General features: G+C 42.5%; 23 protein-coding genes. 19 read left to right on the plus strand and 4 right to left on the minus strand.

Annotation, left to right across the window (positions count from 1 at the left end):
• Positions 1–11: 11 nt before the first annotated feature.
• Both pruA and AB6811_RS08810 read right to left on the minus strand, forming a co-directional pair.
• Positions 12–1655: an L-glutamate gamma-semialdehyde dehydrogenase gene (pruA, locus tag AB6811_RS08805; RefSeq protein WP_369490081.1), complete on the minus strand. Its 1644-nt coding sequence runs from the start codon at positions 1653–1655 to the stop codon at positions 12–14.
• Between the two features lie 318 nt (positions 1656–1973).
• On the minus strand, positions 1974–2234 hold the full coding sequence (locus tag AB6811_RS08810; protein WP_369490082.1) for a hypothetical protein: 261 nt from the start codon (positions 2232–2234) through the stop codon (positions 1974–1976).
• Between the two features lie 609 nt (positions 2235–2843).
• Between AB6811_RS08810 and ppnP the strand changes: the two genes are divergently transcribed.
• The 5 genes from ppnP to AB6811_RS08835 all read left to right on the plus strand — a co-directional run bounded on the left by ppnP (position 2844) and on the right by AB6811_RS08835 (position 6391).
• Entirely contained in the window at positions 2844–3125 is a 282-nt protein-coding gene (ppnP, locus tag AB6811_RS08815; protein ID WP_369490083.1) for a pyrimidine/purine nucleoside phosphorylase, read from the plus strand.
• 71 nt (positions 3126–3196) lie between these two features.
• Entirely contained in the window at positions 3197–3577 is a 381-nt protein-coding gene (locus tag AB6811_RS08820) for a winged helix-turn-helix domain-containing protein (protein WP_369490084.1), read from the plus strand.
• Positions 3578–3581: 4 nt separating this feature from the next.
• Positions 3582–4526: an extracellular solute-binding protein gene (locus AB6811_RS08825; protein WP_369490085.1), complete on the plus strand. Its 945-nt coding sequence runs from the start codon at positions 3582–3584 to the stop codon at positions 4524–4526.
• 10 nt (positions 4527–4536) lie between these two features.
• Positions 4537–5325, plus strand: coding sequence for an ABC transporter permease (locus AB6811_RS08830; RefSeq protein ID WP_369490086.1), 789 nt, complete (start codon positions 4537–4539; stop codon positions 5323–5325).
• 4 nt (positions 5326–5329) lie between these two features.
• Positions 5330–6391 (plus strand): ABC transporter ATP-binding protein, encoded by a 1062-nt coding sequence (locus AB6811_RS08835; RefSeq protein WP_369490087.1) that lies wholly within the window; start codon positions 5330–5332, stop codon positions 6389–6391.
• A gap of 9 nt (positions 6392–6400) precedes the next feature.
• Here AB6811_RS08835 and AB6811_RS08840 read toward each other — a convergent pair whose 3' ends face one another.
• Complete coding sequence (locus AB6811_RS08840) at positions 6401–7297, minus strand: SH3 domain-containing protein (RefSeq protein WP_369490088.1); 897 nt, start codon at positions 7295–7297, stop codon at positions 6401–6403.
• 495 nt (positions 7298–7792) lie between these two features.
• Here AB6811_RS08840 and nuoE (AB6811_RS08845) point away from each other — a divergent pair, with 495 nt between their 5' ends.
• Genes nuoE (AB6811_RS08845) through AB6811_RS08855 form a run of 3 tightly spaced genes read left to right on the plus strand, consistent with a single transcriptional unit; the run spans position 7793 to position 11249 of the window.
• Positions 7793–8257 (plus strand): NADH-quinone oxidoreductase subunit NuoE, encoded by a 465-nt coding sequence (gene nuoE, locus AB6811_RS08845; RefSeq protein WP_369490089.1) that lies wholly within the window; start codon positions 7793–7795, stop codon positions 8255–8257.
• A gap of 17 nt (positions 8258–8274) precedes the next feature.
• Positions 8275–9438, plus strand: coding sequence for an NADH-ubiquinone oxidoreductase-F iron-sulfur binding region domain-containing protein (locus AB6811_RS08850; protein WP_369490090.1), 1164 nt, complete (start codon positions 8275–8277; stop codon positions 9436–9438).
• Between the two features lie 17 nt (positions 9439–9455).
• Entirely contained in the window at positions 9456–11249 is a 1794-nt protein-coding gene (locus tag AB6811_RS08855) for an NADH-dependent [FeFe] hydrogenase, group A6 (RefSeq protein WP_369490180.1), read from the plus strand.
• A 270-nt stretch (positions 11250–11519) separates the two neighbouring features.
• Here the strand turns inward: AB6811_RS08855 and AB6811_RS08860 are convergent, their stop codons facing one another.
• Positions 11520–13805, minus strand: coding sequence for a hypothetical protein (locus AB6811_RS08860; protein WP_369490091.1), 2286 nt, complete (start codon positions 13803–13805; stop codon positions 11520–11522).
• Between the two features lie 508 nt (positions 13806–14313).
• On the opposite strand from AB6811_RS08860, the gene AB6811_RS08865 reads away from it, so the two are divergent.
• The 11 genes from AB6811_RS08865 (at position 14314) to AB6811_RS08915 (ending at position 25423) form a co-directional block, all read left to right on the plus strand.
• Positions 14314–14658, plus strand: a complete 345-nt coding sequence (locus AB6811_RS08865; RefSeq protein ID WP_369490092.1) for a DRTGG domain-containing protein — start codon at positions 14314–14316, stop codon at positions 14656–14658.
• Positions 14659–14664: 6 nt separating this feature from the next.
• Positions 14665–15081 carry an ATP-binding protein gene (locus AB6811_RS08870; RefSeq protein ID WP_369490093.1) on the plus strand — a complete coding sequence of 139 codons (417 nt, stop codon included), beginning with the start codon at positions 14665–14667 and terminating at the stop codon, positions 15079–15081.
• Between the two features lie 12 nt (positions 15082–15093).
• Entirely contained in the window at positions 15094–16461 is a 1368-nt protein-coding gene (locus AB6811_RS08875; RefSeq protein WP_369490094.1) for a [Fe-Fe] hydrogenase large subunit C-terminal domain-containing protein, read from the plus strand.
• A gap of 12 nt (positions 16462–16473) precedes the next feature.
• On the plus strand, positions 16474–16812 hold the full coding sequence (locus AB6811_RS08880; RefSeq protein WP_369490095.1) for a serine kinase: 339 nt from the start codon (positions 16474–16476) through the stop codon (positions 16810–16812).
• Entirely contained in the window at positions 16809–17549 is a 741-nt protein-coding gene (locus tag AB6811_RS08885; RefSeq protein ID WP_369490096.1) for a PHP domain-containing protein, read from the plus strand. Before AB6811_RS08880 ends, AB6811_RS08885 begins: the two co-directional genes overlap by 4 nt.
• Positions 17550–17593: 44 nt before the next feature.
• Complete coding sequence (locus tag AB6811_RS08890) at positions 17594–18148, plus strand: ATP-binding protein (RefSeq protein WP_369490097.1); 555 nt, start codon at positions 17594–17596, stop codon at positions 18146–18148.
• 107 nt (positions 18149–18255) lie between these two features.
• Complete coding sequence (locus AB6811_RS08895) at positions 18256–18654, plus strand: (2Fe-2S) ferredoxin domain-containing protein (RefSeq protein WP_369490098.1); 399 nt, start codon at positions 18256–18258, stop codon at positions 18652–18654.
• A gap of 20 nt (positions 18655–18674) precedes the next feature.
• The gene (locus AB6811_RS08900; RefSeq protein WP_369490099.1) at positions 18675–20468 is read left to right on the plus strand and encodes an NADH-ubiquinone oxidoreductase-F iron-sulfur binding region domain-containing protein; all 1794 of its coding nucleotides are present in this window, start codon (positions 18675–18677) and stop codon (positions 20466–20468) included.
• A gap of 14 nt (positions 20469–20482) precedes the next feature.
• On the plus strand, positions 20483–22258 hold the full coding sequence (locus AB6811_RS08905; RefSeq protein ID WP_369490100.1) for an NADH-dependent [FeFe] hydrogenase, group A6: 1776 nt from the start codon (positions 20483–20485) through the stop codon (positions 22256–22258).
• 13 nt (positions 22259–22271) lie between these two features.
• Entirely contained in the window at positions 22272–22760 is a 489-nt protein-coding gene (nuoE, locus tag AB6811_RS08910) for an NADH-quinone oxidoreductase subunit NuoE (RefSeq protein ID WP_369490101.1), read from the plus strand.
• Positions 22761–22921: 161 nt separating this feature from the next.
• The gene (locus AB6811_RS08915) at positions 22922–25423 is read left to right on the plus strand and encodes a TonB-dependent receptor domain-containing protein (protein WP_369490102.1); all 2502 of its coding nucleotides are present in this window, start codon (positions 22922–22924) and stop codon (positions 25421–25423) included.
• Positions 25424–25428 lie beyond the last annotated feature (5 nt).

Genomic DNA, 25428 nt, shown 5'->3' on the forward strand with positions numbered 1-25428 from the left:
ATGAATTTATGCTATTCGCCACAGCGGGCATTAGTCATGTAGGGGTATCTGTAATCGGTTGGTGGGTTTAGGTTTTCCTTGATAGTTCGGGGGCTTGTCCAGCGAATCAGGTTGAAAGGGCCACCGGCCTTATCGTTGGTTCCACTTGCACGAGCGCCACCAAAGGGTTGTTGTCCTACCACAGCCCCTGTGGGTTTATCGTTAAAGTAGAAATTACCAGCCGAGTATCGCAGTACCCTGCATGCCTTGTTCAATGCTTGCCTGTCGGACGAGAATATTGCACCCGTAAGCGCATACGGTGAGGTTTTATCGCAAAGCTCAAGCGTTTCCTCAAACTTCTCATCGGGGTAAACGTATATGGTCAGCACTGGGCCAAATATTTCCTCTTCCATCGTCACAAAGTGTGGGTCGGTTGTTACTATGATTGTTGGCTCCACAAAGTAACCCTTGCTTTTATCGCCCTTGCCTCCGGCAATTATTTCAGCAGCATCGGATTGCTTTGCTTTTTCAATGTAGCTCATAATATTGTCGAACGATGCCTCGTCAATAACTGCGTTTACAAATGTTTCGTAGTCGGTAGGGTCACCCATGTTGATCTCATGCATAATGCCTAGTATGTTTTTCTTAAATTCCGGCCAAAGTGACTCTGGAATGTATGCCCTCGATGCTGCTGAGCATTTTTGCCCCTGGTACTCAAAGGCACCCCGAACGGCAGCAATCACTGCCTGGTTTATGTTGGCGCTAGGGTGAACAAAAATGAAATCCTTACCGCCCGTTTCTCCAACTAGTTTGGGGTACGAACGGTATTTAGCTATGTTGTTGCTAACCGCTTTCCAAAATGTGTTGAATGTTGCTGTTGAACCGGTAAAGTGGATTCCTGCAAGCATTGGATGGTTGAACACCGCATTGCCAATGGCAGAGCCCTTGCCCGGTATAAAGTTGATTACACCATCGGGAACTCCGGCCTCCTTGTAAATTTGCATGAGTATGTAGTTCGAAAGTAGTGCGGTTGAAGCTGGTTTCCAAACCACAGTATTACCCATCAGCACAGGTGCCATATTCAGGTTCGATGCTATAGCCGTAAAGTTGAATGGGCTTACTGTAAAAATAAATCCTTCCAGCGGCCTGTATTCCAACCTGTTTATTGTTCCGGTTTCTGAAATGGGTTGCTGGTTGTAAATCTCAGAGATATAGTGAGCATTGAATCTCAAAAAATCAATTGTTTCGCATGCGGCATCAATCTCAGCCTGGTAAACGTTTTTGCCCTGTCCAAGCATGGTTGCTGCATTTAACGTGGCTCGATATTTTTTTGATATCAGTTCGGCCACCTTAAGTGTGATGCTCAAGCGCTCAACCCACGATACCTGCGACCAGTACTCATGCGCCTTAAGCGCAGCCTCAATGGCCATATGGGTTTCTTCCTCGCCTGCAATATGGTACTGGGCTAAAACATGACTGTGATTGTGTGGCATAACCACTTTGCCTAACTTACCTGTTCGAACCTCCTTGCCTCCTATAATAAGCGGTATATCCATTACGCTGGATGATAGCCGTTTAATTTCTTTTTCCAGTGCTTCGCGCTCTGGTGAGCAAGGCAGGTAGCTGAGCACCGGTTCGTTTTTTGGTAAATCGTACATGAAAATTGCGTTATTCATAGGTTTCAATGTGTTTTTTTTGTTATCGATATGTAAAAATATGCATAACGGTTGTTTCTTGAAATGACTTTTATCAAAAATTGCCTATTTGGAATTAATCTAAATAATTAAACAATGAGAAATTCAAATTGTTTTGAGGTATTAATCAATTTCAACAGAATTTCCGGTAATGCATGTCTTTTATAGACATCTTGCGAGATTTTTTTAATGTATTAATCAATGTTGTTTAGTTAAGGTTATTTGTCATGTTGCGCGCAAGCGAAACATCTTAAGGGGTCGATTAGAGATCCTTCGCTACGCTCAGGATGACAAATGAAGTTATTCGTGTAAGTTGCTCGTTGTTCGTTGTTCGTTGTTTGTGAAACCATTGTCAAGCTGAGCATCTCTTAGTGCCTTCAACTCTTCTTTTATGCAATTCCTTAACCAATACGGAGAGTCAAGCACAGTGGCATAAAAGCCTGACCCGGCAATGGGTCGGGGGTGGAACGTGGCGGTGGGCTTAGTAAGCGATACCACATGAGTCACGCCACAGGCGTGGCGAATAGTATCGCGTTGCAGTTCCACCCACGGGACACCCATCGGGTCAGGCTTTTCAGCCTTGATTTTCTTTGGTTCTTTCTTGTATCAAGACAAGAAAGAACGTGTAAATCGCTCTTTGCCATACTTTTCTGTTGCGATGCAACGCTTTCCCCTTGCTCTTTGGAAAATGTATTGCGTGCATCGCGATACATTTAAGAATAATCATGGTGTTACAAATATTACGCCCTTACAGGGCTTGAGACGTTGCTCGTGAAACTATTGTCATGTTGAGCGCATGCGAAACATCTCAAGGGAGCGATTAGAGATCCTTCGCTCCCGACTAGGGCGGGACAGGCCGCTCTGGATGACAAATGGAGTTGACAGTTGATGGTTAATAGTTGATAGTGAAAAAAAGCATTTCACGAAACACTAAAAACCAAACACTACTCTCCATCTTCCCTGTAAACTGCACACTGTACACTGCACACTATTCAAAAGCTCCTTCGCTACACTCAGGATGACAGGCATGAATATTTTTGTTAACTAAACCACATTGATGTATTAATTGACAATTTTGTTTGCATCCTTGGGGTTGTTTCAATCAAAAATTTCTGACTAAAATCATTTCTAAAAATATTTTAACTGGTTAACTTTGAAAAAAAATAAGTTATGTTTAAAACCAATGAATACTTTGATGGCAAGGTTAAGTCAATAGCCTTTGAAACTGCCGAAGGCAGGGCAACTGTAGGGGTTATGGCTCAGGGTGAATACGAGTTTGGTACATCAACCGTGGAGTATATGACCGTTATTTCAGGTCAAATGGACGTTATGCTTCCCGGTGAGTCAACCTGGAAAACCTACAAGGAGTTTGAAACCTACATTGTTCCCAAGGATGTTAAGTTCAAGGTTCGCGTAAATGGCGATACCGCTTACCGTTGCCTTTACAAGTAAAAAAATTAGGGGGAATAATCCCCCTTTTGTATATTTGCCGATAGGAATGCAATTGCATATCAGGTGGGGTTATGGCAGGACCTAAGGGCTCAAAATACTACGATGTTTTTCTGGACTACTCAATAGTGTTGCGCGAACGTAACACTAACCAATCGATTCTTACCCAGGAGCAGCTTTGTTTACTGTTGAACATCGATGAGCTGGAATCAATTGCAGCATCTGCAAAAAAAATGGATATCAGTTACCGTAAGGCATGGGAGTTGGTCCGTAGAGCCGAGGAGGAACTTGGTTTTCCCCTTGTGAGCAAGTCGCGGGGTGGTAGCGATGGCGGCAAATCGGAGCTAACTCCCGATGGTAAGCAACTGGTTGATGCATACCGCCAGCTTCGCAACGAGTTTAACGAATCCGTTAAGCGCGTGGTTAAAAAATTCTTCCAAACCATAAACAAGTGATATAATGCGAAGTTGGATAGCCCTATTTGCTGTAATCTATTTATTGACTGGTTGCTCCAATTCACACAATAGCAGAAAAACGCTCACAGTATTCCATGCCGGCAGTCTGTCCTTGCCCCTAAAAGCTGCGGTTGATAGCTTTATGAAGTTTAACCCTGAGGTAACCATCAACCTCGAGGCGTCCGGCAGTGTTGAGTGCGCACGCAAAATCACCGACCTTAACCGACCCTGCGACCTGTTTTTCTCGGCCGACTATAAGGTGATTAACAGCCTACTGGTCACTGAGCATGCCGATTTTCTTATTCCCTTTGCAACAAATCGCATGGTTATAGCCTATTCATCTAAATCAAAGTATGCCAATATAATCGATTCGTTAAATTGGCCTACCATTCTTTTACGTTCCGATGTGGCTTATGGACGTAGCGATCCCAATTCCGACCCTTGCGGTTATAGAACCTTACTTCTTTTTCAGCTTGCTGAAAAACACTACTGTATTGATGGCTTGGCTGAATCACTCGAGGGGAAAGATAATCAGTTTATTCGTCCTAAAGAGGTGGATTTGGTGGCCATGCTCGAAACATCTGCCATTGATTACCTTTTTATATATGAGTCGGTGGTTAAGCAGCATAAGTTAAATTACATTCCTTTGCCTGACAGTATAAATCTTGGAAACTTTTCATTAGCTCAGCACTATGGCTCTGTTCAGGTGAAGATAAGGGGAAACTCGCCCAACGATTCAATAACCATTGCAGGCGAACCTATAGTATATGCATTTACAATTCCTAAAAACGCACCTAACCCCCAGTTGGCACGCAAATTTGCAACCTACTTTTTGTCCGATACCGGAGGAATGAAGTTTATAACCAAAATGGGACAGCAGTCGCTTATTCCGTTTAGCTGCAACAGTTGTGGTTCAGTCCCCGACGATTTTAAAGAGTTTATTCGCTAAATCATTGTTGATGAGTAAAGGCGGAGTAAATAGCTATTCAACATTTCGTCTTGTTCTAACCCTTTTGGGTGCCTTTGTGTTACTTTTCATTATTGCTCCATTACTGGGGATGATAATCAACACTCCATTTAAGGATGTTGCCGCAACTACAGCCGACAGTCAGGTGCTAAGTTCCATATGGTTATCCATTTGGGTAGCCATGCTAACCTCCATTCTTTTTGCAATTCCAGCGATTCCTTTAGCGTATATACTTGCCCGTTACGATTTTCCGTTTAAAAGTGTAATAAACGGAATAATTGATTTGCCAATCGTTATTCCACACTCCGTAGCTGGTATAGCTTTGCTCGGATTAATTGCTGGCGATGGCTTGGTTGGTAAATCTCTTGATGCCTTTGGGGTAAGGTTGATTGGAACTCCATTTGCCATTTCTTTGGCAATGGCCTTTGTCAGCTTGCCATTTCTTATTAATTCAGCCCGCGATGGTTTCATACAGGTTCCCGTGAGGTTGGAGCAGGCAGCATTATCCCTGGGCGCAACCCCCTTTCAGGTATTTTTTACCATCTCATTGCCGCTTGCCTGGCGTAACATCCTAAGCGGGCTGGTAATGATGTTTGCCCGTGGCATGAGTGAGTTTGGGGCCGTAGTTATTATTGCATATCATCCTATGGTTGCCTCGGTTATGATTTACGATAGGTTTACAGCTTTTGGACTCAAATATGCACAGCCTGCCGCTATAATTTTTCTTGTGGTAAGCCTTGTAGTTTTCATTTTGCTGCGTGTTATCTCCCGTAAACGGTAGGGTTATGATGGTTGTAGATCAAATATCAAAGCATTTTAAATTATTTTCACTTAGGGAGATAACCTTTAAGGTGTCGCAAGGCGATTACTTTATGTTGTTAGGCCCGTCTGGTTCTGGGAAGTCGCTTTTACTGCAAATAATTGCCGGTCTTGTGAAGCCCGATGGCGGTAGAATCCTTTTTAATGGTATCGATATAGCTAAGAGTCCTGCAGGTAAACGCAATGTAGGGATTCTCTTTCAGGATTTAGCCCTTTTCCCTCATATTAGTGTTTTCGATAACATTGCTTACCCTTTAAAGCTCCGAAAATACAGTTCTTTTGCAGTTAAGCAAAGGGTAGTTGAACTTGCGGAACAGTTTTCTATTTCCCATATCCTTAACCAGGGTGTAACAAGCCTCTCAGGTGGTGAAAAGCAGAGGGTTGCTCTTGCCCGTACACTCGCATTTAATCCGCCAATACTTTTACTCGATGAGCCTTTATCTGCCATAGATTCTCAGCTCCATCTGGATTTAGGTGTTCTGCTTAGGTCAATCAACCGTGCAGGAACAACCATTATTCACGTTACCCATAACTACCAGGAGGCCATTTCGCTGGCAAGCAAGGTGGGAGTCTTGCACAACGGACAGTTGGTGCAGGTTGGCGAGCCCGTTGAGGTATTCCAAAACCCTCGTTCCGAGTTTGTGGCTAACTTTACAGGGGCTAAAAACTTCTATAGGGTAAAGGGAGTTCGTGCTACTCCCGATGGTCTTATTTATGCCGAGTTACCTTTTGGTGAAACCATTGCATTTTATGCTAACCCATCTTACTCTAATGGCTTTGTCTGTTTCCCTGAGGAAAGCGTTGTGCTATCAACACAGGCCGAGAATCAAAGTGCAATAAATGTTTTTAGCGGAAGGGTTATCGATATTTTTGCCCAGCGTTTTGGCTACGAGGTAGTGATTGACTGCGGTTTTAAGGTGTTTGCACTAATAACTAAAGAATCGTTGGAAAAGCTAAAAATCTCACCGGGCATTAAGCTTTATGCAGCAGTAAAGGCTAATGCAGTGAGGTTCATTCCTGAAATTTAATTCCAAAGGCTATTTCCGTAACCTGTGTTTAATACCATTCTGGTAAACCACATGTATGTATCGCGAAGTGAAAAATACAATCATAAACACAATTGCGTAGTAGCTTAAGGCTATAACAAGGAAAAATGTGGTTGAAAAAATGAATAACCCAAACAGAAAGTCCATAAATGAAAGTAATGTTCCAAACCTTAAGCCGGTTTTGAAAATGGAGCCGAGGTAATCATAAAGTATGCTGATTGCCAAAAGCGATAATTGAATCCATATGGAGATGGTAACGATGTCAGTTCCAAAACTGTTAGCCGAAATACCTTTTGTTATACTCTCAATGAAATAATCCTTCCAGTAAATGTAAATGATGCCCGATAGTAGGCCAACCACAAAAAAAGTTACGTACGACACAATAACCTCCTTGATATTAAAATCGTGTCGTTTCTTTAAAAACTGTTTTGCTTCTATTACAAGCTCTTCGGCTATAACCCAGATAAACAGTAGTGCAATGGTTATAACCCAGAAGTACCAATTTTGCCAGTTCGCTAAACGCTCAATTAGCTTCAAAAATTTAGGTGTGCTGGGATACTCAATTTTACTTAGGTAATCGGTGGAAACGTAACCGGTTGCATACCCATTCCGCACCATAATCCAGTATTTATCCGATACCACTGCAACTACGGTATCACCCTGCCCAAGGGTGCCAATTATCTCCGATACGGTTGATGGTGCAGTGCGTACGTATAGCGAACGGGTAGTTACTACATACCTGTCGCGCATGCCATAATTTCCTGGTTTAACACATGCCGTTAGGGCGAATAGGCAAAATAGGAGTAAAATATACCAAGTTGACTTGTAGCTCATTATGTCCCAAACCATTTCCAATGCAAATGTATCACTTTGCAACAAATAGGCCATTGTATATAGCACTTTTTAATAATTAGAAAGGTAAGAATTGTTTTTTCTCACACCAAACCCTTCGTGGTAAAGGGCTTAAGCTGCTTTTTTGTTTCTGATAACCAAGTTTTCGTCATTATATGCATTTAATGTTTCCCCTCCTCCCATCTTAAACCATGTAACCATTACCTGTTTATCTTAAACCTTACACCTTGAAGCTTAAGCCTTAAGCCTGCCTTAAGCCTTAAACCTTAAACCTTAAACATTTATCCTTTATCCTTCAGTAACCCAGCGTCATACAACCCAAGGTTTCAATCCGTAACTTTCTTACTTTGAATGGTTCTAAATTTTAGCTTTTTCAGTCGTTTCAGTGAAAAAAATGACAAAAATCAGGTTTGTGATTCATTTAACTATATATATTTAGGCAAGTAAATCAATGTTTTAGAAATAATATTGATGTTATAAAAGTAACAGTGTTAACAGAATAACAAAAAGCAATTTTTAAATTTTAAGGTTATGACGGATACCAAGGAATTAGTGAAAAATCTTGCCGACAAGTACGGTCGGTCAAGGGAGAGCTTGATACCCATTCTTCAGGGTGTGGTTCAGGAGGAGCGCTACATTTCAAGTGAGGCAATGACTGAAATTGCCCGTGAACTCGACATGTCAGCCGCCAAAGTATATGGAACGGCAACTTTCTACTCCTTCCTCGATACTCAGCCCCGGGGAAAGTTTGTAATTAGGGTATGCAGAACCATTTCGTGCGCCATGAAAGGCAAAAACCTTATCATCCAGGAGCTCGAGGATATGCTCAAGATTAAGGTGGGGGAAACAACTTCGAACCGTAAGTTCTCGTTACTCGAAACAAACTGCTTGGGTTGGTGCCATAAGGGACCCGCTATGCTCATTAACGACGAGGCTTACACTGAACTTACCCCGGAGAAGGTTCGTGAGATTATTAATGAATACATGAAAAAGTAATAATAGGAGATTCGATTATGTCAAACAACTTCTTACGTCGTGTCGATCTGATTTTCGATAAGGATTGCGACTTCAAACAGGTGTTACAGTCGGCCTATAAGCGCAACAACGATGAAATAATCAACGAACTCCTTGAGTCAGGACTCAAAGGTAGGGGTGGTGCTGGTTTCCCTACAGCCCTGAAGTGGAAATTCACCAGTGAACAACCCGACCCTGAAAAATATGTGGTTTGTAATGCCGACGAGGGCGAACCCGGAACTTTTAAGGATCGCGAAATACTATTCCAGGTTCCCCTAAAGGTTTTTGGCGGTATGGCCATTTGCGCCAAGGTAATTGGCGCCAAGGAAGGTTTTATCTACCTCCGTGGTGAGTACCGTTTCTTGCTAAAGGAACTTGAAAATCAGCTTGAGATTTTCCACTCCATACTCAATGATCTTAAAATCCCCTTCCGCATAAAAATTGTTATGGGAAGCGGCGCTTACATCTGTGGCGAGGAAAGCGCTTTGTTCGAGTCAATGGAAGGCGACCGCGGCGAACCCCGCAATAAGCCTCCCTACCCAACCGTTTCCGGTTTCCGCAAGAAACCTACCGTTATTAACAACGTTGAAACGTTGGTTTACTCTTTCATGATATTCCGCTACGGTGCTCGCAAGTTTAAAGAACTTGGTACTGCCGATTCTCGCGGTTCAAAGGTGTTCTCCGTTTCAGGCGATACCCCAAAACCCGGTATTTATGAGCTGGAACTTGGTATGACAGTTGACCAGTTTGTTCAGGAGTTTGGCGATGGCGACACCAAGGCAGTTCAGGTTGGGGGTGCTTCAGGTTTTTGCGTTCCCCGCAAAAAGTTCAAGGATACCATTATTGGTTTCGAAGGAGTCCCCACTGGCGGTTCAATGATGCTTTTCAATAGCTCACGTTCAATGTACAACGTACTGCATAACTACCTCGAATTCTTTGAGGAGGAATCATGTGGACAGTGTACCCCCTGCCGCGTGGGTTGCCAGCAGCTTAAGCTGGGTATCGAGGCGGTTAAGAAGGGCGAAAAGCATGCTAACTACCTGGAACAGCTTCAGAAACTTGCTCAAACCATGAAAATAACCGCAAAGTGCGGTTTAGGCCAAAGCGTGGCTAACTCCTTCTTCTCAATTGTTGAGAACTTTAGGGAAGAAATGATTTACTAATGATCAAAATTGAACCAATTATGGCAAAACAGATAAACCTTATAATTGATGGCATGCCCGTTACCGTGGATGAGGGAACAACTATACTGCAGGCTGCCAAAAAGTTGAATATCCATATTCCAACACTCTGCTACCACGACGACCTTTGCGTTGCTGGTAACTGCCGTGTGTGTGTTGTTGAAATGAAAGGATCGCGTACTCTTCCTGCTTCGTGTGCAATGCCTGTTGCTGAGGGTATGGAGATCAGCACCAACACTATTAAAGTTCGTACTGCTCGTAAGCATATTATTGATTTACTGCTCTCAGAGCATAATGCTAAATGTACCACCTGCTATAAAAACGGGAACTGTGAGCTGCAGGATTTAGCAGCAGAGTACAAGATTTCCGAGCCTATGTTTATCGATCTTGTTCCCCACAAGAACTACCAGATGGATGCTTACTCCCCTTCAATTATTAAGGACGATAGCAAGTGTATCCGCTGCCAGCGCTGCGTTCGTACATGCGAGGAGTTGCAGCACGTTAGCGCCTTAGGTGTAGCTTACAAGGGCGACAAGATGAAGATTTCAACTTTCTATGAGAATCCTATGTTCGAGGTGGTTTGTACCAACTGCGGACAGTGCGTTAACCGTTGCCCAACCGGTGCGCTTATTGAACGCAACTACGTTGATGAGGTATGGCAAGCCATTTTCGATGAAGACAAGCATGTGGTTGTTCAAACTGCTCCTGCAGTTAGGGTTGCCCTTGGCGAGGCACTGGGAATGGAGCCTGGCGAGATAGTTACCGGCAAAATGGTTACCGCCCTCAAACGCCTTGGTTTCGATTCAGTTCTCGACACCGATTTCTCAGCCGACTTAACCATCATGGAGGAGGGCTTTGAATTGCTTGGTAGGCTGAAGAAGGCTTTGGTTGATAAAGATCCTTCAGTTAAGCTCCCAATGGCTACCAGCTGCTCACCCGGTTGGATAAAGTTCATTGAGCATACCTACCCCGAGTATCTCGATAATCTTTCAACCTGCAAGTCGCCACAGCAGATGTTTGGCGCGCTAGCCAAGACATACTATGCTCAAAAAAGGAATATTGATCCGGCTAAGATTGTATCAGTTTCAATAATGCCTTGTACGGCCAAGAAATTTGAGGCCGATAGGCCTGAGATGCGCTCAAGCGGTTTCAAGGATGTTGATTATGTACTCACCACCCGCGAGCTTGCCATTATGATTAAGCAGGCAGGTATTGAGTTTAGCACACTACCCGAATCACACTACGATAGCATAATGGGTGCTTCAACCGGTGCTGCAGTAATATTTGGTGCTACCGGTGGTGTTATGGAGGCAGCCCTACGTACCGCTTACGAGGTGGTTACTGGTCGCGAGGTGCCTTTCAACGGGCTAAACATCACCCCGGTTCGTGGTATGGAAGGCGTTCGTGAGGCAGCCATTAAGATTGAGGGCACCAAACCCGAGTGGAAGTTCCTGGAAGGCGCTGAGCTAAAAACCGTTGTTGCTCACGGTCTTACCAATGCCAAGAAGGTTATGGATGCCGTTCGCGATGGCAAGGGTAGCTGGCACTTCATTGAGATTATGGCCTGCCCCGGTGGATGTATTGGTGGCGGTGGTCAGCCTATACCTACCAACGAGGAAATCCGTAAGAAACGTGCCGAGGCTATTTATCGCGAGGATGCCGGAATGCCTATACGTAAATCGCACGAGAACCCTGAGGTTATTGCTATTTACAAGGAGTTCCTCCATGAACCCAATAGCCATAAGTCGCACGAACTACTACATACTCATTACAAGGAGCGTCAACGCTACTAGAATTTTTTAAACCATGAATATGAAAGGCAGGGATAACATTTTCCCTGCCTTTTTTTTGTAAACGTTTGGTTTAACCGCGATGAGTCAAATAGAAACACAAAAAACAGGTAGACTTAACAGTTTCGGCTTTGCGTTCGGGCCGGTTTCGGAGTTCCGCACCTGCGGGATCAACCAGCACTGAACATGAATAGAAGCACAAAGTTGCTAGTTTGCACGTCAACCCGCCTGACGCAAAACCCATGGTTACAGGCTGGCTTTCACTTTTTCTTGTCAAGTTGAAAGAGGTTCCACATCGTTAATGTCATTTTGTATTCCTTGTTCTCTAAACTCCGAAGCAACATTGATTTGAATAATTTCTCTTTCTTTTTTCCAATATATGATGCATAGAAATGCAATAGTCAATTGAACTTTTAAATCTTCGTTATCAAGTTCGTTATTAAAATTCCATTTGTCCTTAATCGCCATATTCTCTTCTAAGTTTATGTCAATTACTGAAGCATAAATTTTTAAATGTTCATTTATACATTTCAATTGTAATTCTTCGATTTCTTCTTCTTTAATGTCTCGATGTTCAATAGCAGGCAAGTCATTTTTTCTTAAAACAAATAATGTGTCTTTTAAATCATATTCTGTTGATGGAATGTAAAGAATCGAATTTTTAAAATCACTATTGTCAAGAATTTCTTTGGTTTGGTATCCAAGCTGTACTCCAACAATGACTATATCATTGTTGTTGGCAATGATTTTTGATAAAGCATAAAGCAAATTTTCTTTATTTAGCAAATAACGTTTAGTCCTTGCTATATGAAATGCAAGGGGGATGTATCGCTCAATTTTCTTTGTTGCTATTGTGTCTGCAAAAAAAGTATCATAATTTAAAAGTGGAATATCTGAATCTGTAAATGCATACTTTGGCATTAAAATCTGTTCGCCATTAATTGTTAATTTAAGGTCACTTTTTAAGTGCTCTTCGCTTTTTTCTATGAAGATAGGTTTATATAGTGAAAAAGAATTTGAAATTATTTCATTTGATTTAGAATAAAAATTCTCTATTTTTTCATCAGATAATTTTGCGTTTAGTTTATGCTGTCCGATTTTGTTTTTTATATCATTCTTAAAATCATTAATAAAAGCAATAAAATTTGCCCTGTTTGATTCTACTAGTTTTTCAAATTCAAGTGCATCAATCAATTCTTTATTAGAAAGTAATTCATTTAAAGTTCTTTCAAAAAAAGATATACTATCAAGCCAGCTGTTAAGTTCCAATATATTATTAGGAAGATTTGGTAGATCAGTAAAGTTTTGATAAATGTAATATTGATGTAGAGTGTATTGTCTTAAGAATAGAATAGAGATGTAACTACAAATCCAATAATTAACTTGACCTATGTTTCCTAAATTGTTAAGTTCGGGGAAGCCATATCTAAAACCTATTGGAATTTTGTGTTTAAATTCATTCCAAAAATATTCAAACCAATAAAATATTTCGGTTGTTGTCTCTGGGAGCAAAACATATTTGGGTGGTTTAGATTGTGAGTATTCAAATAAATACTTAAGTGTTTTATACTGTTTCTGGTAGAGCAATAATCCACCAAGTGCATAATGAAATTCAAGAAACCGTTTTCTTTCAGTTTCTCTTTTTTCAACTTGTTCCTGATTTGTAATTACAGGTTTTTCTTTTCCAAAATCATATTTAGGAAAAAAAGATTTTAAATTATATTTAAAATATTGACTTGAATTTGCCCAAAACATTTCCACCAAACGTGGATTGTCGTAAATGGTATAAATGTTTCTCCAAAGCCAACTATATGTTTCATCTGAGATTGGAATATCTTCAAAATCTTTGCCTAACAGCCAGAATCCACTAACAGCACTATGTTCGATTGCTCTCAGTTTAGTTTTGTTTTCTGCTGCTATTTCATTGATCTTACTAACAAGAAAATACAAATCAATAGGGTAAACCAATGGTTTAGTTTTATCGTGATTCTTTCGAATATTTGCAAATACGGTGTAATAAAATTCAAGTAAAGTTTCTTGAAGGTGTTCGTCTTGTTTTTCTATAGCGTAAAATGCAAGTTCGTTTATTGCTTTCAAATTATAACTCTGTAATTCTGTGCCTGCCTTTGACTTGTTGTATTTGCTAATTATGTGAGTTAAAAGAATCTTTGATTTTCCATTATATAAAGCCACTTTCCCTAACCAAATGAAAAATTGTATAATAAGAAAAATTGTCAAGATGAGCACAATGAGTTTTGCTGAATTGTTTATTAACCAATTGTCCCAACCAAAGAGAGGTTCAAATTTGAAGATTAAAAAAATAAATGAAAAAAGTGTTGCATAGAGAGTCAAATTGAAAAATGAAATTCTGTATTCTTTGTTGTTAATTTTTATTATTATTTGTCTTTGAGGGATTTCATTATTAAAAATAACATGAATATATTCAGATGAGTATTTGTCGCCAATGTTTGAAATTTTGTCAATGATAATTGGATAAGCAATACTCAAAATCGCAATATCAATCGCTACACATATTTCAATTATATATTCAGGGGTCATTGTCTATATCTTTTTTTAAGCTTGGCTGTAATTCATTTATATGTATGATAAAACCATACAATACACTCCATTTGGGTGGATATGTATGACAAGAGCCTTACTAAATTCAAATTTAAGATTTTTTAAAAATCATAGAATGGGCTTATTAATTTTTTGAACCATTTTACCTTACGAATGAAATTGTTCGTGAAGTATAATAGAACACAGATGACACTGATTTAGAGGATTTTCACTGTGAGTCTCTGTTTTGCCACCATGTACACACAGCATTACTTGTTGTAGAGCAATCAATTTAAGGTTGTAGCCGTTTAACGGCTAACGTTTAACGGTTAACGGCTAACCAAGTTCTTTTATTCCACTTTTTCAGCTAACTTGCACTGGCGGACGGGTTTTGATATTTTGTGTTCTTAAGCATCTGTTATAAATGTAACAATGTTAGTAAAATAACGTATATTTGTAACGGAATTGCTATTGCAAGCATTTGGTGTAAACACAAAATACGGTTGGAATGAAAATAGGGGAATTAGCCCGGCTGGTTGATGGTAATGTGGTTTGCGGCCACGCTATGCTCGACAGGGAAATTGAGTATGCTTTTGCCTCGGACCTGATGAGCGATGTGCTTACTGTCCGCGCTGACAAATTGTTGCTAATTACAGGTTTGGCCAACATGCAGGCGGTTAGAACCGCCGAGATGGCCGATATACCTGCAATTGTGTTTGTTCGCAATAAAACCATTAGCGAGGATATGATTCAGCTGGCCGAGGATAATGGCATTGTTCTTATCGAAAGCCCTTTCACCATGTTCAGGGCTGCCGGCATTCTTTACAGTAAGGGTGTAAAACCGGTTTATTAATAGCATATGCACTTTGAGTACAGGGTTCAGGGAGGCGATTTTGTTAGGGCTGGGCAAGCATCGAGCCAGGTGAAAAAGATTTTAAAGCAGCTCAATGTTTCCCCTAACATTATTAAAAGGGTGGTGGTTGCCCTGTACGAGGGGGAGGTTAACATTGTTGCTCATGCCTTTCAGGGTAAAATATATGTTGATATTGAGACCGATAAGATTCGTGTAGTGCTTGATGATGTTGGACCAGGAATCCCCGATATTGATTTGGCCATGAAACCCGGATACTCTACCGCATCGCCAATTGTAAGGGAAATGGGTTTTGGAGCAGGTATGGGACTTCCAAACATCAAAGAGAATACCGATAAAATGAAGATTGCTAGCGTTGTTGGCGTAGGAACACGGTTGGAGTTTGAGGTTAACCTTAAGGAGTAGCGGAGGATAGCTGTGGCTGATTTGGAATTCTACCATGCGTTAAAAATTCTTCCCGATGTGTGCATCGGCTGCTCGCACTGTATGAGAGCCTGCCCAACCGAGGCCTTGAGGGTTGTAAACGGAAAAGCCAAGCTAATTAACAACCGCTGTATCGACTGCGGTGAGTGTTACAGGGTTTGCCCAACCCATGCCATTACGGTTCAACAGGACGATTTCAGTAAAATTTTTTCGTATAAACACCGCATTGCCCTTATTCCTTCCGTTCTACTAGGGCAGTTTTCAAAGGAGATATCACACGATGATGTTGCGCAAGCCTTACTGAGCCTTGGCTTTACATCCATTGTTGAGGTGGAGGATTCCGTGGAATATTTAATTGGCAAGCTGAACAGCTACATTGCTTCAACCGAGGTTAAACCGGTAATATCATCATTTTGCCCGGCAATAGTCCGGCTAATTCAGGTTAAGTTTCCCTCGCTTGTTGAGAATATCGCTCTGGTCAGACCACCATTGGACCTTACCGCAACATATATAAAGACAAGCCTTTTGGAGCAAGGTGTTCCTGAAAAAGAAATTGGAATATTCTACATTACCCCTTGTGCTGCCAAAATTGTTGCTGTACGACATCCCGAGGGAGAAGAAAAGTCGGAGATAGATGGGATTATCAACATGGATTTTATCTATAACCGAATTCTGCGTGAGATAAAAGGTAAATTACCTGCGGGAAATGAGCCAAAAATCATTTCGGAGCTTAGCCCCCGGAGTTACTCTTGGGCATTAACCAACGGCGAAGCATCGTGTATCGATGGCCGATGCCTGGCTATTGATGGAATATGGAATGTTATTGAGTTTCTGGAGAAGGTGGAGAACGATGAAATTCAAGATGTGGATTACCTTGAGCTCCGCGCATGCGATGAGAGCTGTGCGGGAGGTATCCTTGCGCCGGGGAATCGGTTTTTAGCCGCCGAGCTAATTCGCCAAAACGCAAGTAAGGTATCGGTTTGGAGTATCAATAAAACCAACGATAAGATAGTAAAATACGATGCTAGCATTAGCGGAAGAACTACGCTGAGCCCGCTTAGCCCAAGGTCGATGCTAAAGCTCGATGAGGATATGGCAAAGGCCATGCTTAAGATGCAGCGTGTTAACCAGCTGATGTGCTTCCTACCCGGTATCGACTGCGGGGTTTGCGGCGCCCCTTCGTGCGTTGCGCTTGCCGAGGATGTTGCGCAGGGTAGCGCATCGGTTTCGCAATGCGTTTTCCTCCAAAAAATCATGGAGCAAAACAAGCTCGACCCTGAACACTCGTTCCGGATCATGAAAAGAATTTGGGGTGAGAACCGGTTCCGCAAGGATTGCGACAAACCCATCAGGAACAAGTAAAAATATCAATATATGACGGTAAAAGATATAGTTGATGCACTAAACCTGAAGGTTTACTCCGGTGAGGCCGGTTTAAACAAGGAGGTAGTTGGAGGGTATACATCCGATTTGCTGAGCGACGTTATGGGAAATGCCCCTGCCGGTTCCGTATGGATTACGCTTCAAACTCATGTTAATGTAATGGCCGTTGCCACGCTTAAAGATATTTCGGCCGTTATTCTTGTCAAGGGTCTTAAGCCTGAGGCTAACACCATGGCACAGAGTAACAACGAGGCTATTCCAGTCCTGGGAACCAACCTGCAAGCCTTTGAGATAAGCGGCCAGCTGTATAATCTTATCAACAAAAAATGATAGTTAAGGCCGATTTACATATTCACTCGGTTCTATCGCCATGTGCCGACCTGGAAATGAGCCCGGTGAATATTGTAATGCGAGCCGCTGAAATGGGGCTGAAACTTATTGCGGTTACCGATCATAACAGCACCCTCCATGGCCCTCTAATACGAACCCTGGCTGAACAGCATGGCATTTACTGCCTATACGGTGCCGAGGTTAATACCCGTGAAGAAATACACTGCCTTTGCCTGGTCGATACTGAGGATCAGCGCCAGTCGCTGCAGGCATTCATAGAGCAAAACATAACCCGAATCCCTAACAACCCCGATATTTTTGGCTATCAGGTAGTGGTAAATGAGCACGACGAAATAGTTCAGGAGATTGACTACCTCCTTCATGCAGCCCTGGTGAAAGGTATCGATGAGGTTGCCGGGTTTGTTCATGGGATAGGTGGGGTTTTTATTCCGGCACATGTTGATAGGCCTAAGTATAGTGTTACCAGCCAGCTTGGCTTTGTGCCGCCATCGCTAAGTTACGATGCACTTGAGATTTCAAGAAATACCACGGTGGATGCTTTCAAGCGAAACAACCCCATAAAACCCAACACGCAATTCATCCGAAATTCCGACTCGCATTTTCCTAACCAAATAGGAACTTCCTTTACAGAGTATAATCTGGAAAGTTTATCGTTTAAGTGTTTTAAGGATTCCATACTAAACACAGGCAGTTCAACGGTATTGCCTGTGATATAGCTTTGACACTTTGTTTAAAATCGATATAAATTAACAATTGGAGAATGAAGGACTTATCGCTTCACATCCTTGATATTGTTCAGAACTCGGTTGTTGCCGGCGCCAAAGTGATACAAATCATCATTGAAATTAACACCGCAAATGATTATATTGAGTTCACTGTCAAGGATAATGGCAAGGGTATGGAGCAAGAATTTTTGAAGCGGGTAGTAGACCCCTTTACCACAACCCGAACAACCCGTAAGGTGGGCTTAGGAATCCCATTGCTAAAGCAGAATGCTGAGCTTACCGGAGGAACATTCAGTATCGATTCAGAACCGGGAGTAGGCACTGCTCTTAAAGCGCGTTTCGTTAGGTCACACATCGATTGTTTACCTTTAGGCGATTTGGGCGGCACCATTGCGCTGCTCCTTTGTTCCTACCCTGATATTGAGTTCAAGGTAAGCGTGGTTGTTGATACAACCGAATTTTCGGTATCTACATCGGAGTTACGCCAAGCGCTTGATGGGGTTCCGTTGAACGAGCCATCGGTTTACCCGCTGGTTAAGGAGTATATCTATTCGAATTTAGACGAATTACAAATAACGAATTTAAGCTGAAAAACATATTTTCAATTGTTAATTGCTTAACAATTGAATTTAATTTTGCAGAAAATTATTAGGTTAATATTACGAAACCAACCAAATACACACAAGGAGAACAAGTTATGACAAAAGTAAAGTCGCTTGCCGATCTGAAAAAGATGAAGGAGACCCTGCAAGCCAAAATCGACCTTAGGGAAAAGGGCGAAGCTGCAGAGAACCTTGTTCAGATTAAGGTTGCTATGGCTACCTGCGGTATTGCTTCGGGAGCAAAAAATGTAATGGATTTTCTGCTTGAGGAACTGGAAAAGCGTGGAATAAACGCTGTTGTAACACAAACCGGTTGCATGGGTTACTGCTATGCCGAACCTACCATTGAGGTAAAATTACCCAATGCCGACCCTGTTGTTTTCGGCTATGTTGACACCAAAAAAGCCGATGAGATTATTGAGAAATACATTAAGAACGGTGAACTGGTTGATGGTATTATTCCCGTTAACTACGAGTCAATTGATAACAAATAACCAACTGGGAGGTAATAGTAATGTCAAAGTATAAAATGCACCTGCTAATTTGTGGAGGCACAGGTTGTAAAGCTTCCTCAAGCGATGCAATAGCAGAGAAACTAAAACTAGAGCTGGCAGCCAATAACCTACAGGACGAAGTTCAGGTTATTATGACCGGTTGCTTTGGTTTTTGTGAGAAAGGTCCAATTGTAAAAGTATTGCCCGATAATACATTTTACACACAGGTTAACCCTGAAGATGCCACCGAAATTGTAAAGGAGCATGTAGTAAAGGGTCGTAAGGTGGAGCGTTTGCTCTATGTTGATCCCACCAAGAAGGCTACCATTGAGGATTCCAAGCATATGGGTTTTTACCGCAAGCAAATGCGTATTGCGCTTCGCAACTGCGGATTCATTAACCCTGAAAATATTGATGAATATATTGCTCGTGAGGGTTATCAAGCATTAGGTAAAGTGCTTACTGAATATACCCCACAGCAAACTATTGATATTATCAAAAAATCTGGCTTGCGTGGTCGTGGAGGCGGGGGATTCCCAACCGGTTTAAAGTGGGAAATTGCCAGCAAAAACCATGCTGACCAAAAGTATGTAGTATGTAATGCCGACGAGGGCGACCCCGGTGCTTTCATGGACCGCTCAATTCTTGAAGGCGATCCACACTCAGTGCTGGAGGCCATGGCCATTTGCGGTTACTGTATTGGCGCCACAAAGGGTTTGATCTACATTCGTGCTGAATACCCACTTGCCATTAAACGCCTAAAGGTTGCCATCGATCAGGCTCGTGAGTATGGGTTGCTGGGAAGCGAAATCTTTGGAACCAGTTTTAGCTTCGATATCGAATTACGCTACGGAGCCGGCGCTTTTGTTTGTGGCGAGGAAACTGCCCTTATCCACTCCATGGAGGGCTTACGTGGTGAACCAAGCAACAAACCCCCATTCCCTGCACAAAGTGGTTACATGGGCAAGCCAACCAACGTGAATAACGTTGAAACCTTTGCAAACGTACCACCCATTATTTTGAAGGGTGCCGACTGGTACTCATCAATTGGTACCGAAAAGAGCAAGGGTACTAAGGTATTTGCGCTTGCAGGTAAAATCAACAACGTAGGACTTATTGAGGTTCCAATGGGTATCACACTGCGCGAGGTAATTTTTGAGATTGGTGGTGGTATCAAGAATGGAAAGAAGTTTAAGGCTGTTCAAACTGGTGGTCCTTCGGGCGGTTGCTTAACCGAGAAACACCTCGATACCCCAATTGATTTCGACAATCTGATTGCTGCAGGCTCAATGATGGGTTCGGGCGGTATGATTGTTATGGACGAGGACGACTGTATGGTATCGGTTGCCAAGTTCTACCTCGATTTCACCGTTGAGGAAAGCTGCGGAAAATGTTCTCCCTGCCGTATTGGTAACAAGCGTCTGTACGAGCTACTGGAACGCATTACCAAGGGCGAGGGTACCATGGAGGACCTAGAGCGTTTACGCAACCTATCGCAAGTAATTAAGGATACCTCGCTTTGCGGTTTAGGACAAACTTCGCCAAACCCCGTTCTATCAACCCTGGATAACTTCTACGATGAGTATGTGGCTCACGTGGTTGATAAGAAATGTCCATCGGGTCAGTGCAAATCGCTCATGCAGTATGTTATTGATCCAGAAGCTTGCGTGGGATGTACGGCTTGTGCCCGCAACTGCCCTGTAAATGCAATCAGTGGCGAACGCAAAAAACCACACGAGATTAACCAGTCAATCTGTATCAAGTGTGGTGCATGTATGGAGAAGTGTAAATTCGATGCTATCAGCATTAAATAATTAGGGTGATAACAATGGAAACAGTAAAACTTACAATAGATAACAAACAGGTTGAAGTACCCAAGGGTACTACAATTTACAAGGCAGCCAGGAAGTTGGGTATTGATATTCCTGTTCTTTGCTACATGGAACTCCACGATTTGGGAGTTGAAAACAAGCCTGCCGGATGCCGTATTTGCGTGGTTGAGGTTGAAGGACGCAGAAACCTTGCTCCCAGCTGTGCAACTGAGTGCGCTGAGGGTATGGTTGTTAAAACCCATACCACCCGTGTTATTAACGCACGTCGCACTGTAATGGAGTTAATCCTTTCCGACCATCCAAAGGATTGTTTAACCTGTCCTAAGAGCGGTCGTTGCGACTTGCAGGATATGGCTATTAAACTAGGGATTCGCGAGATCCCCGGTCAGGAATACGCTGAGATGTCAACATACAAAAAGGACTTTTCTCCATCTATCATCCGTGATGTTGATAAGTGTATCATGTGCCGTCGCTGCGAGACCATGTGTAATGAGGTACAAACCGTTGGTGCGCTTAGCGCTGTAAACCGTGGTTTTATGGCTGTTGTTGCACCAGCTTTTGAGCAGGATTTGGAAAAATCGCCCTGTACCTACTGTGGTCAGTGCGTGGCGGTGTGCCCCACCGGCGCATTAACCGAGGTTGACCATACCACAAAGGTTATTCGTGCTATTGCCGATCCTACAAAGACCGTACTTGTACAAACTGCACCTGCGGTTCGTGCGGCTCTAGGGGAGGAGTTTGGTATGAAGCCCGGAACCTTAGTTACTGGTAAGATGGTTGCCGCTTTACGCCAGATTGGTTTTGATTACGTTTTCGATACCGATTTTGCAGCCGACCTAACCATTATGGAGGAAGGTACCGAACTACTCGACAGGCTAACCCGATTCCTGAACGGCGACAAGAATGTTAAGTTACCCATTCTAACCAGTTGCTGCCCGGGTTGGGTTAATTTCTTTGAACACAACTTTACCGATATGCTCGATGTACCATCGAGCGCTAAGTCACCACAGCAGATGTTTGGTGCAATTGCCAAATCATACTTTGCTGAGAAGTTGGGCAAAAAACGCGAAGAATTAGTTGTTGTATCGGTAATGCCCTGCTTGGCTAAGAAGTATGAGTGCCAACGCGATGAGTTTAAGGTTGATGGCAATCAGGATGTTGACTTCTCAATATCAACCCGTGAGTTAGCACACCTTATCAAGGAGTTTAACATCAACTTTGAGGAGTTGCCCGATGATGATTTTGACCGTCCGTTAGGAGAGTCAACTGGTGCTGCTGTAATATTTGGAGCAACAGGTGGTGTAATTGAAGCTGCTGTTCGTACAGCATATGAGGTTTATACTGGCAAACCTCTGCCCAAGATCGATTTTACAGAACTCCGTGGTATGGAGGGGATCCGTTCAGCAACCATCGATTTCAATGGATTGCCAATAAACATTGGAATTGCCCATGGATTGGGTAACGCCCGCAAGTTACTGGAGGATGTACGCTCGGGTAAGGCAAATTACCATGCCATTGAGGTAATGGCTTGCCCCGGTGGATGTATTGGTGGAGGTGGTCAACCATTGCATCACGGTAACTCTGCCATTATCAAAGCTCGTATGGAGGCTATTTACCGTGAGGATGCTGGTAAACCAATTCGCAAATCGCATGAGAACCCCTACATAGTAAAACTTTATGAGGAGTTCCTGGGCAAGCCCATGAGCGAAAAGGCACACCACCTGCTACACACTCATTATTTCAGCAAGAAAAAGGATATCTACATTAAATAGGGAGGAAACACAAATGTCACATATAAAGCTTGAGCTTAAACCCGAACAGGTAGCCAAGATTAAGGAAATATGCAAGTCGTTTAACAACGACCCGGGCGAACTGATAAATGTATTACACAAGACCCAGGAAACCTTTGGTTACCTACCCGCTGAGGTTCAGGAAGTAGTTGCTGCCGAGTTAAACATTTCGGTTGCTAAGGTGTATGGTGTTGTAACGTTCTACTCGTTCTTCACCATGATACCTAAGGGTAAGCACCCGATTAGCATTTGTACAGGTACAGCATGCTACGTTCGTGGTGCCGAAAAGGTGCTCGATGAATTTAAACGGATACTTAACGTTAAGGTGGGTGAAACCACACCCGATGGCAAGTTTTCATTAAACTGCCTGCGCTGTGTTGGTGCTTGTGGACTTGCTCCAGTAGTGCTGATTGGTGAAAAGGTGTATGGCCGTGTTTCGCCCGATGGTGTAAAGGATATTATTAAGGAGTACGAAGAGCAATAAACAGCATAATGCCTGATTTCAGGTATTAGTTTAGGTTGGTTATGTTTAGGGGTTTACATTTTTTGTAAGCCCCTAACTTTTTTTGTATTTCTTAACGCAAGTTTAATTAAACCTGTGTGTCATATCGGTGTTTAATTAATGTTGAATTTTAGGAATAAACTATGATGAAAAAGATTTTACTGCTTTGGGTTATTGCAGCAGTTACAGTAACCTCCATGGCTCAGGATAGAATGCAGGGCCGTAGTGGACAGAGTTTTGACATGAGCAACTTTAACGGGGTGATTACCGGAAAGGTTATCGACTCGCTAGATAGAAATGGTGTTGAGTTTGCAAACATTGCGCTCTATAAACAGAAGGATTCCTCACTTGTAACCGGAACCCTTACCGATGCATCAGGTAATTTTATGATGGAAAAGCTGATGCCCGGCCGGTACTATATTGACGTAAAATTTATAGGCTACCAGAGCAGAAGGATAAGCGGAATTATGGTTTCGCCACGTAGCCCAAAGGTCGATTTGGGAACTTTCTCAATACTGGCAGCCAGTGAGAATATCGAAGCGGTTGTTGTTACCGGCGAAAAGAAAATGCTGCTCCATAACCTTGATAAAAAGGTTTTCAATGTTGATAAGGATATTGCGGTTGAGGGAGGAACAGCGTCCGATGTACTACAGAATATCCCATCGGTTGAGGTTGATACCGATGGTAATGTAAGTTTAAGGGGCAGCTCTAACGTCAATATTCTCATTGATGGCCGTCCATCCATGTTAAACAGCATGGAAGAATTACCTGCTCAAATGATTGATAGGGTTGAGGTTATTACAAACCCATCGGCCAAGTACGATCCCGATGGAATAACCGGTATTATCAACATAGTACTTAAAAAACGTAAGGAACCTGGTTATAATGGAATGGTAAGCTTAAATGCTGGAACCGGGAATAAGTATAACGCAACCGTAAACATGAATTGGCGTCAGGATAAGGTAAACGTGTTTGCCAATTATAGCTTTCGCAGGGGGCAAATGGATAGGTTTTCTATTGGCGATAGGGTAACCCTCTTTAACAGTGGTGCCGACTCCTCATTCCTTTCGCAAAACTCCGAGGGACAATCGAACATGTTTTTTCACAACATACGTGGCGGAGCCGATTATTTTATTGACTCCAGGACAACCCTTTCGTTCACCGGAAACTTAAATTTCCGTACGTTCGACATGGATAATAATGTGTTATCGAATAGCTACTCTAACTTCAATAGTAACACCTTACAGAATACAAGAATTTCACTAAACTCCAACGATGGCCTTGGTCATGAGTACTCGCTCAACTTCAAGCGAACATACGATACTCCCGGTAAGGAGTGGACCGCCGATGCGTTCTTTTCGCGTAATGCTTATAACAACCTAAATAATATCAACCAGCAGGAGATTTTTAATACCGTACCCACTACTGCTCTTGAACGCGCCGAAACCGACGGGTGGATGAACACCTTTACTTTTCAAACCGACTATGTTACACCATTTGGGAATGGAGGAAGGATAGAGACTGGAATAAAGGCGCAAATAAGACGAAGCGATGCCGACTACGTTTATAAAATCTTCAATTCATTAGGCAATACATGGGATTTTGACGCTAACCGCTCCAACCATTTTGTTTACAATGAGGAGATTTATTCCGCATATGGAATTTATTCAAACACCTTTGCTAACGGAAAGTTTAGCTACCAGTTAGGTTTGAGGGTTGAGGACCAACACTCAAAGTCAGACCAGAGAACAACCAATGAGGTTGCTGATGTAAATAGGTTGAACCTGTTTCCCAGTGCGCATATCCGTTGGGAACCAAACTCCATTAACAGCCTTCAACTTTCATATAGCCGCAGGGTAAACAGACCAAACGCTAGGGTGTTAAACCCATTCCTAAATACTTCCGATAATTTTAACTGGTCGAAGGGAAACCCCTACCTTGAGCCTGAGTTTACCAGCTCAATTGATTTAAGCCACAACCTCAACTTCCCAAAGACAAAGATTACCACATCGGTTTACTACCGCGATACCCGAAATGGCTTCTCCAGACGAATGACTGTTATTGATACCGTGGCAACTCAACCAACACTCACTACCTTTATCAACCTATCGCACTATGAGAGCATAGGTGCCGAGGCTGTTGTAACACAGAATATTGCTAAATGGTGGAGAATTAACGCCAGCTATAGCTACTACTACTCTAAGCTGTTTGGCGATGTGGTTAGCGGAGCTAACGAGGGTAGTTCCTGGAACGTTAAGTTGGCTTCGTTTTTTACCATTGGAAAGAATGTTGATATTCAGCTGACCGGAAACTACCGTGCACCATCAATTACTGTAGGCGGTTCAGGCCGAGGTTTCCATATGGTAGGTGGTGCGCAGGGTGAAACCAAGGAGATGTACTGGGTTGATTTAGGTGCACGCATCAATGTGCTAAATAAAAAGGGAACTATCACAGTTAGGGTGAGCGATATTTTTAATACCCAAAAAATGAAGTATAGCTCATGGGATACAAACTTTTACTCGTATAACGAAAGCTGGCGCGAAAGCCGGGTAGTATTTGTTGGATTCTCTTACAGAATTAACAACTATAAGATGAGACCAGAGAGAAGGGTTGATTCCGATGATTCTTTTGATATGCTTGAATAGTTTTT

Source organism: Tenuifilum sp. 4138str, assembly GCF_041102575.1.
Taxonomy (GTDB): Bacteria; Bacteroidota; Bacteroidia; order Bacteroidales; family Tenuifilaceae; genus Tenuifilum; species Tenuifilum osseticum.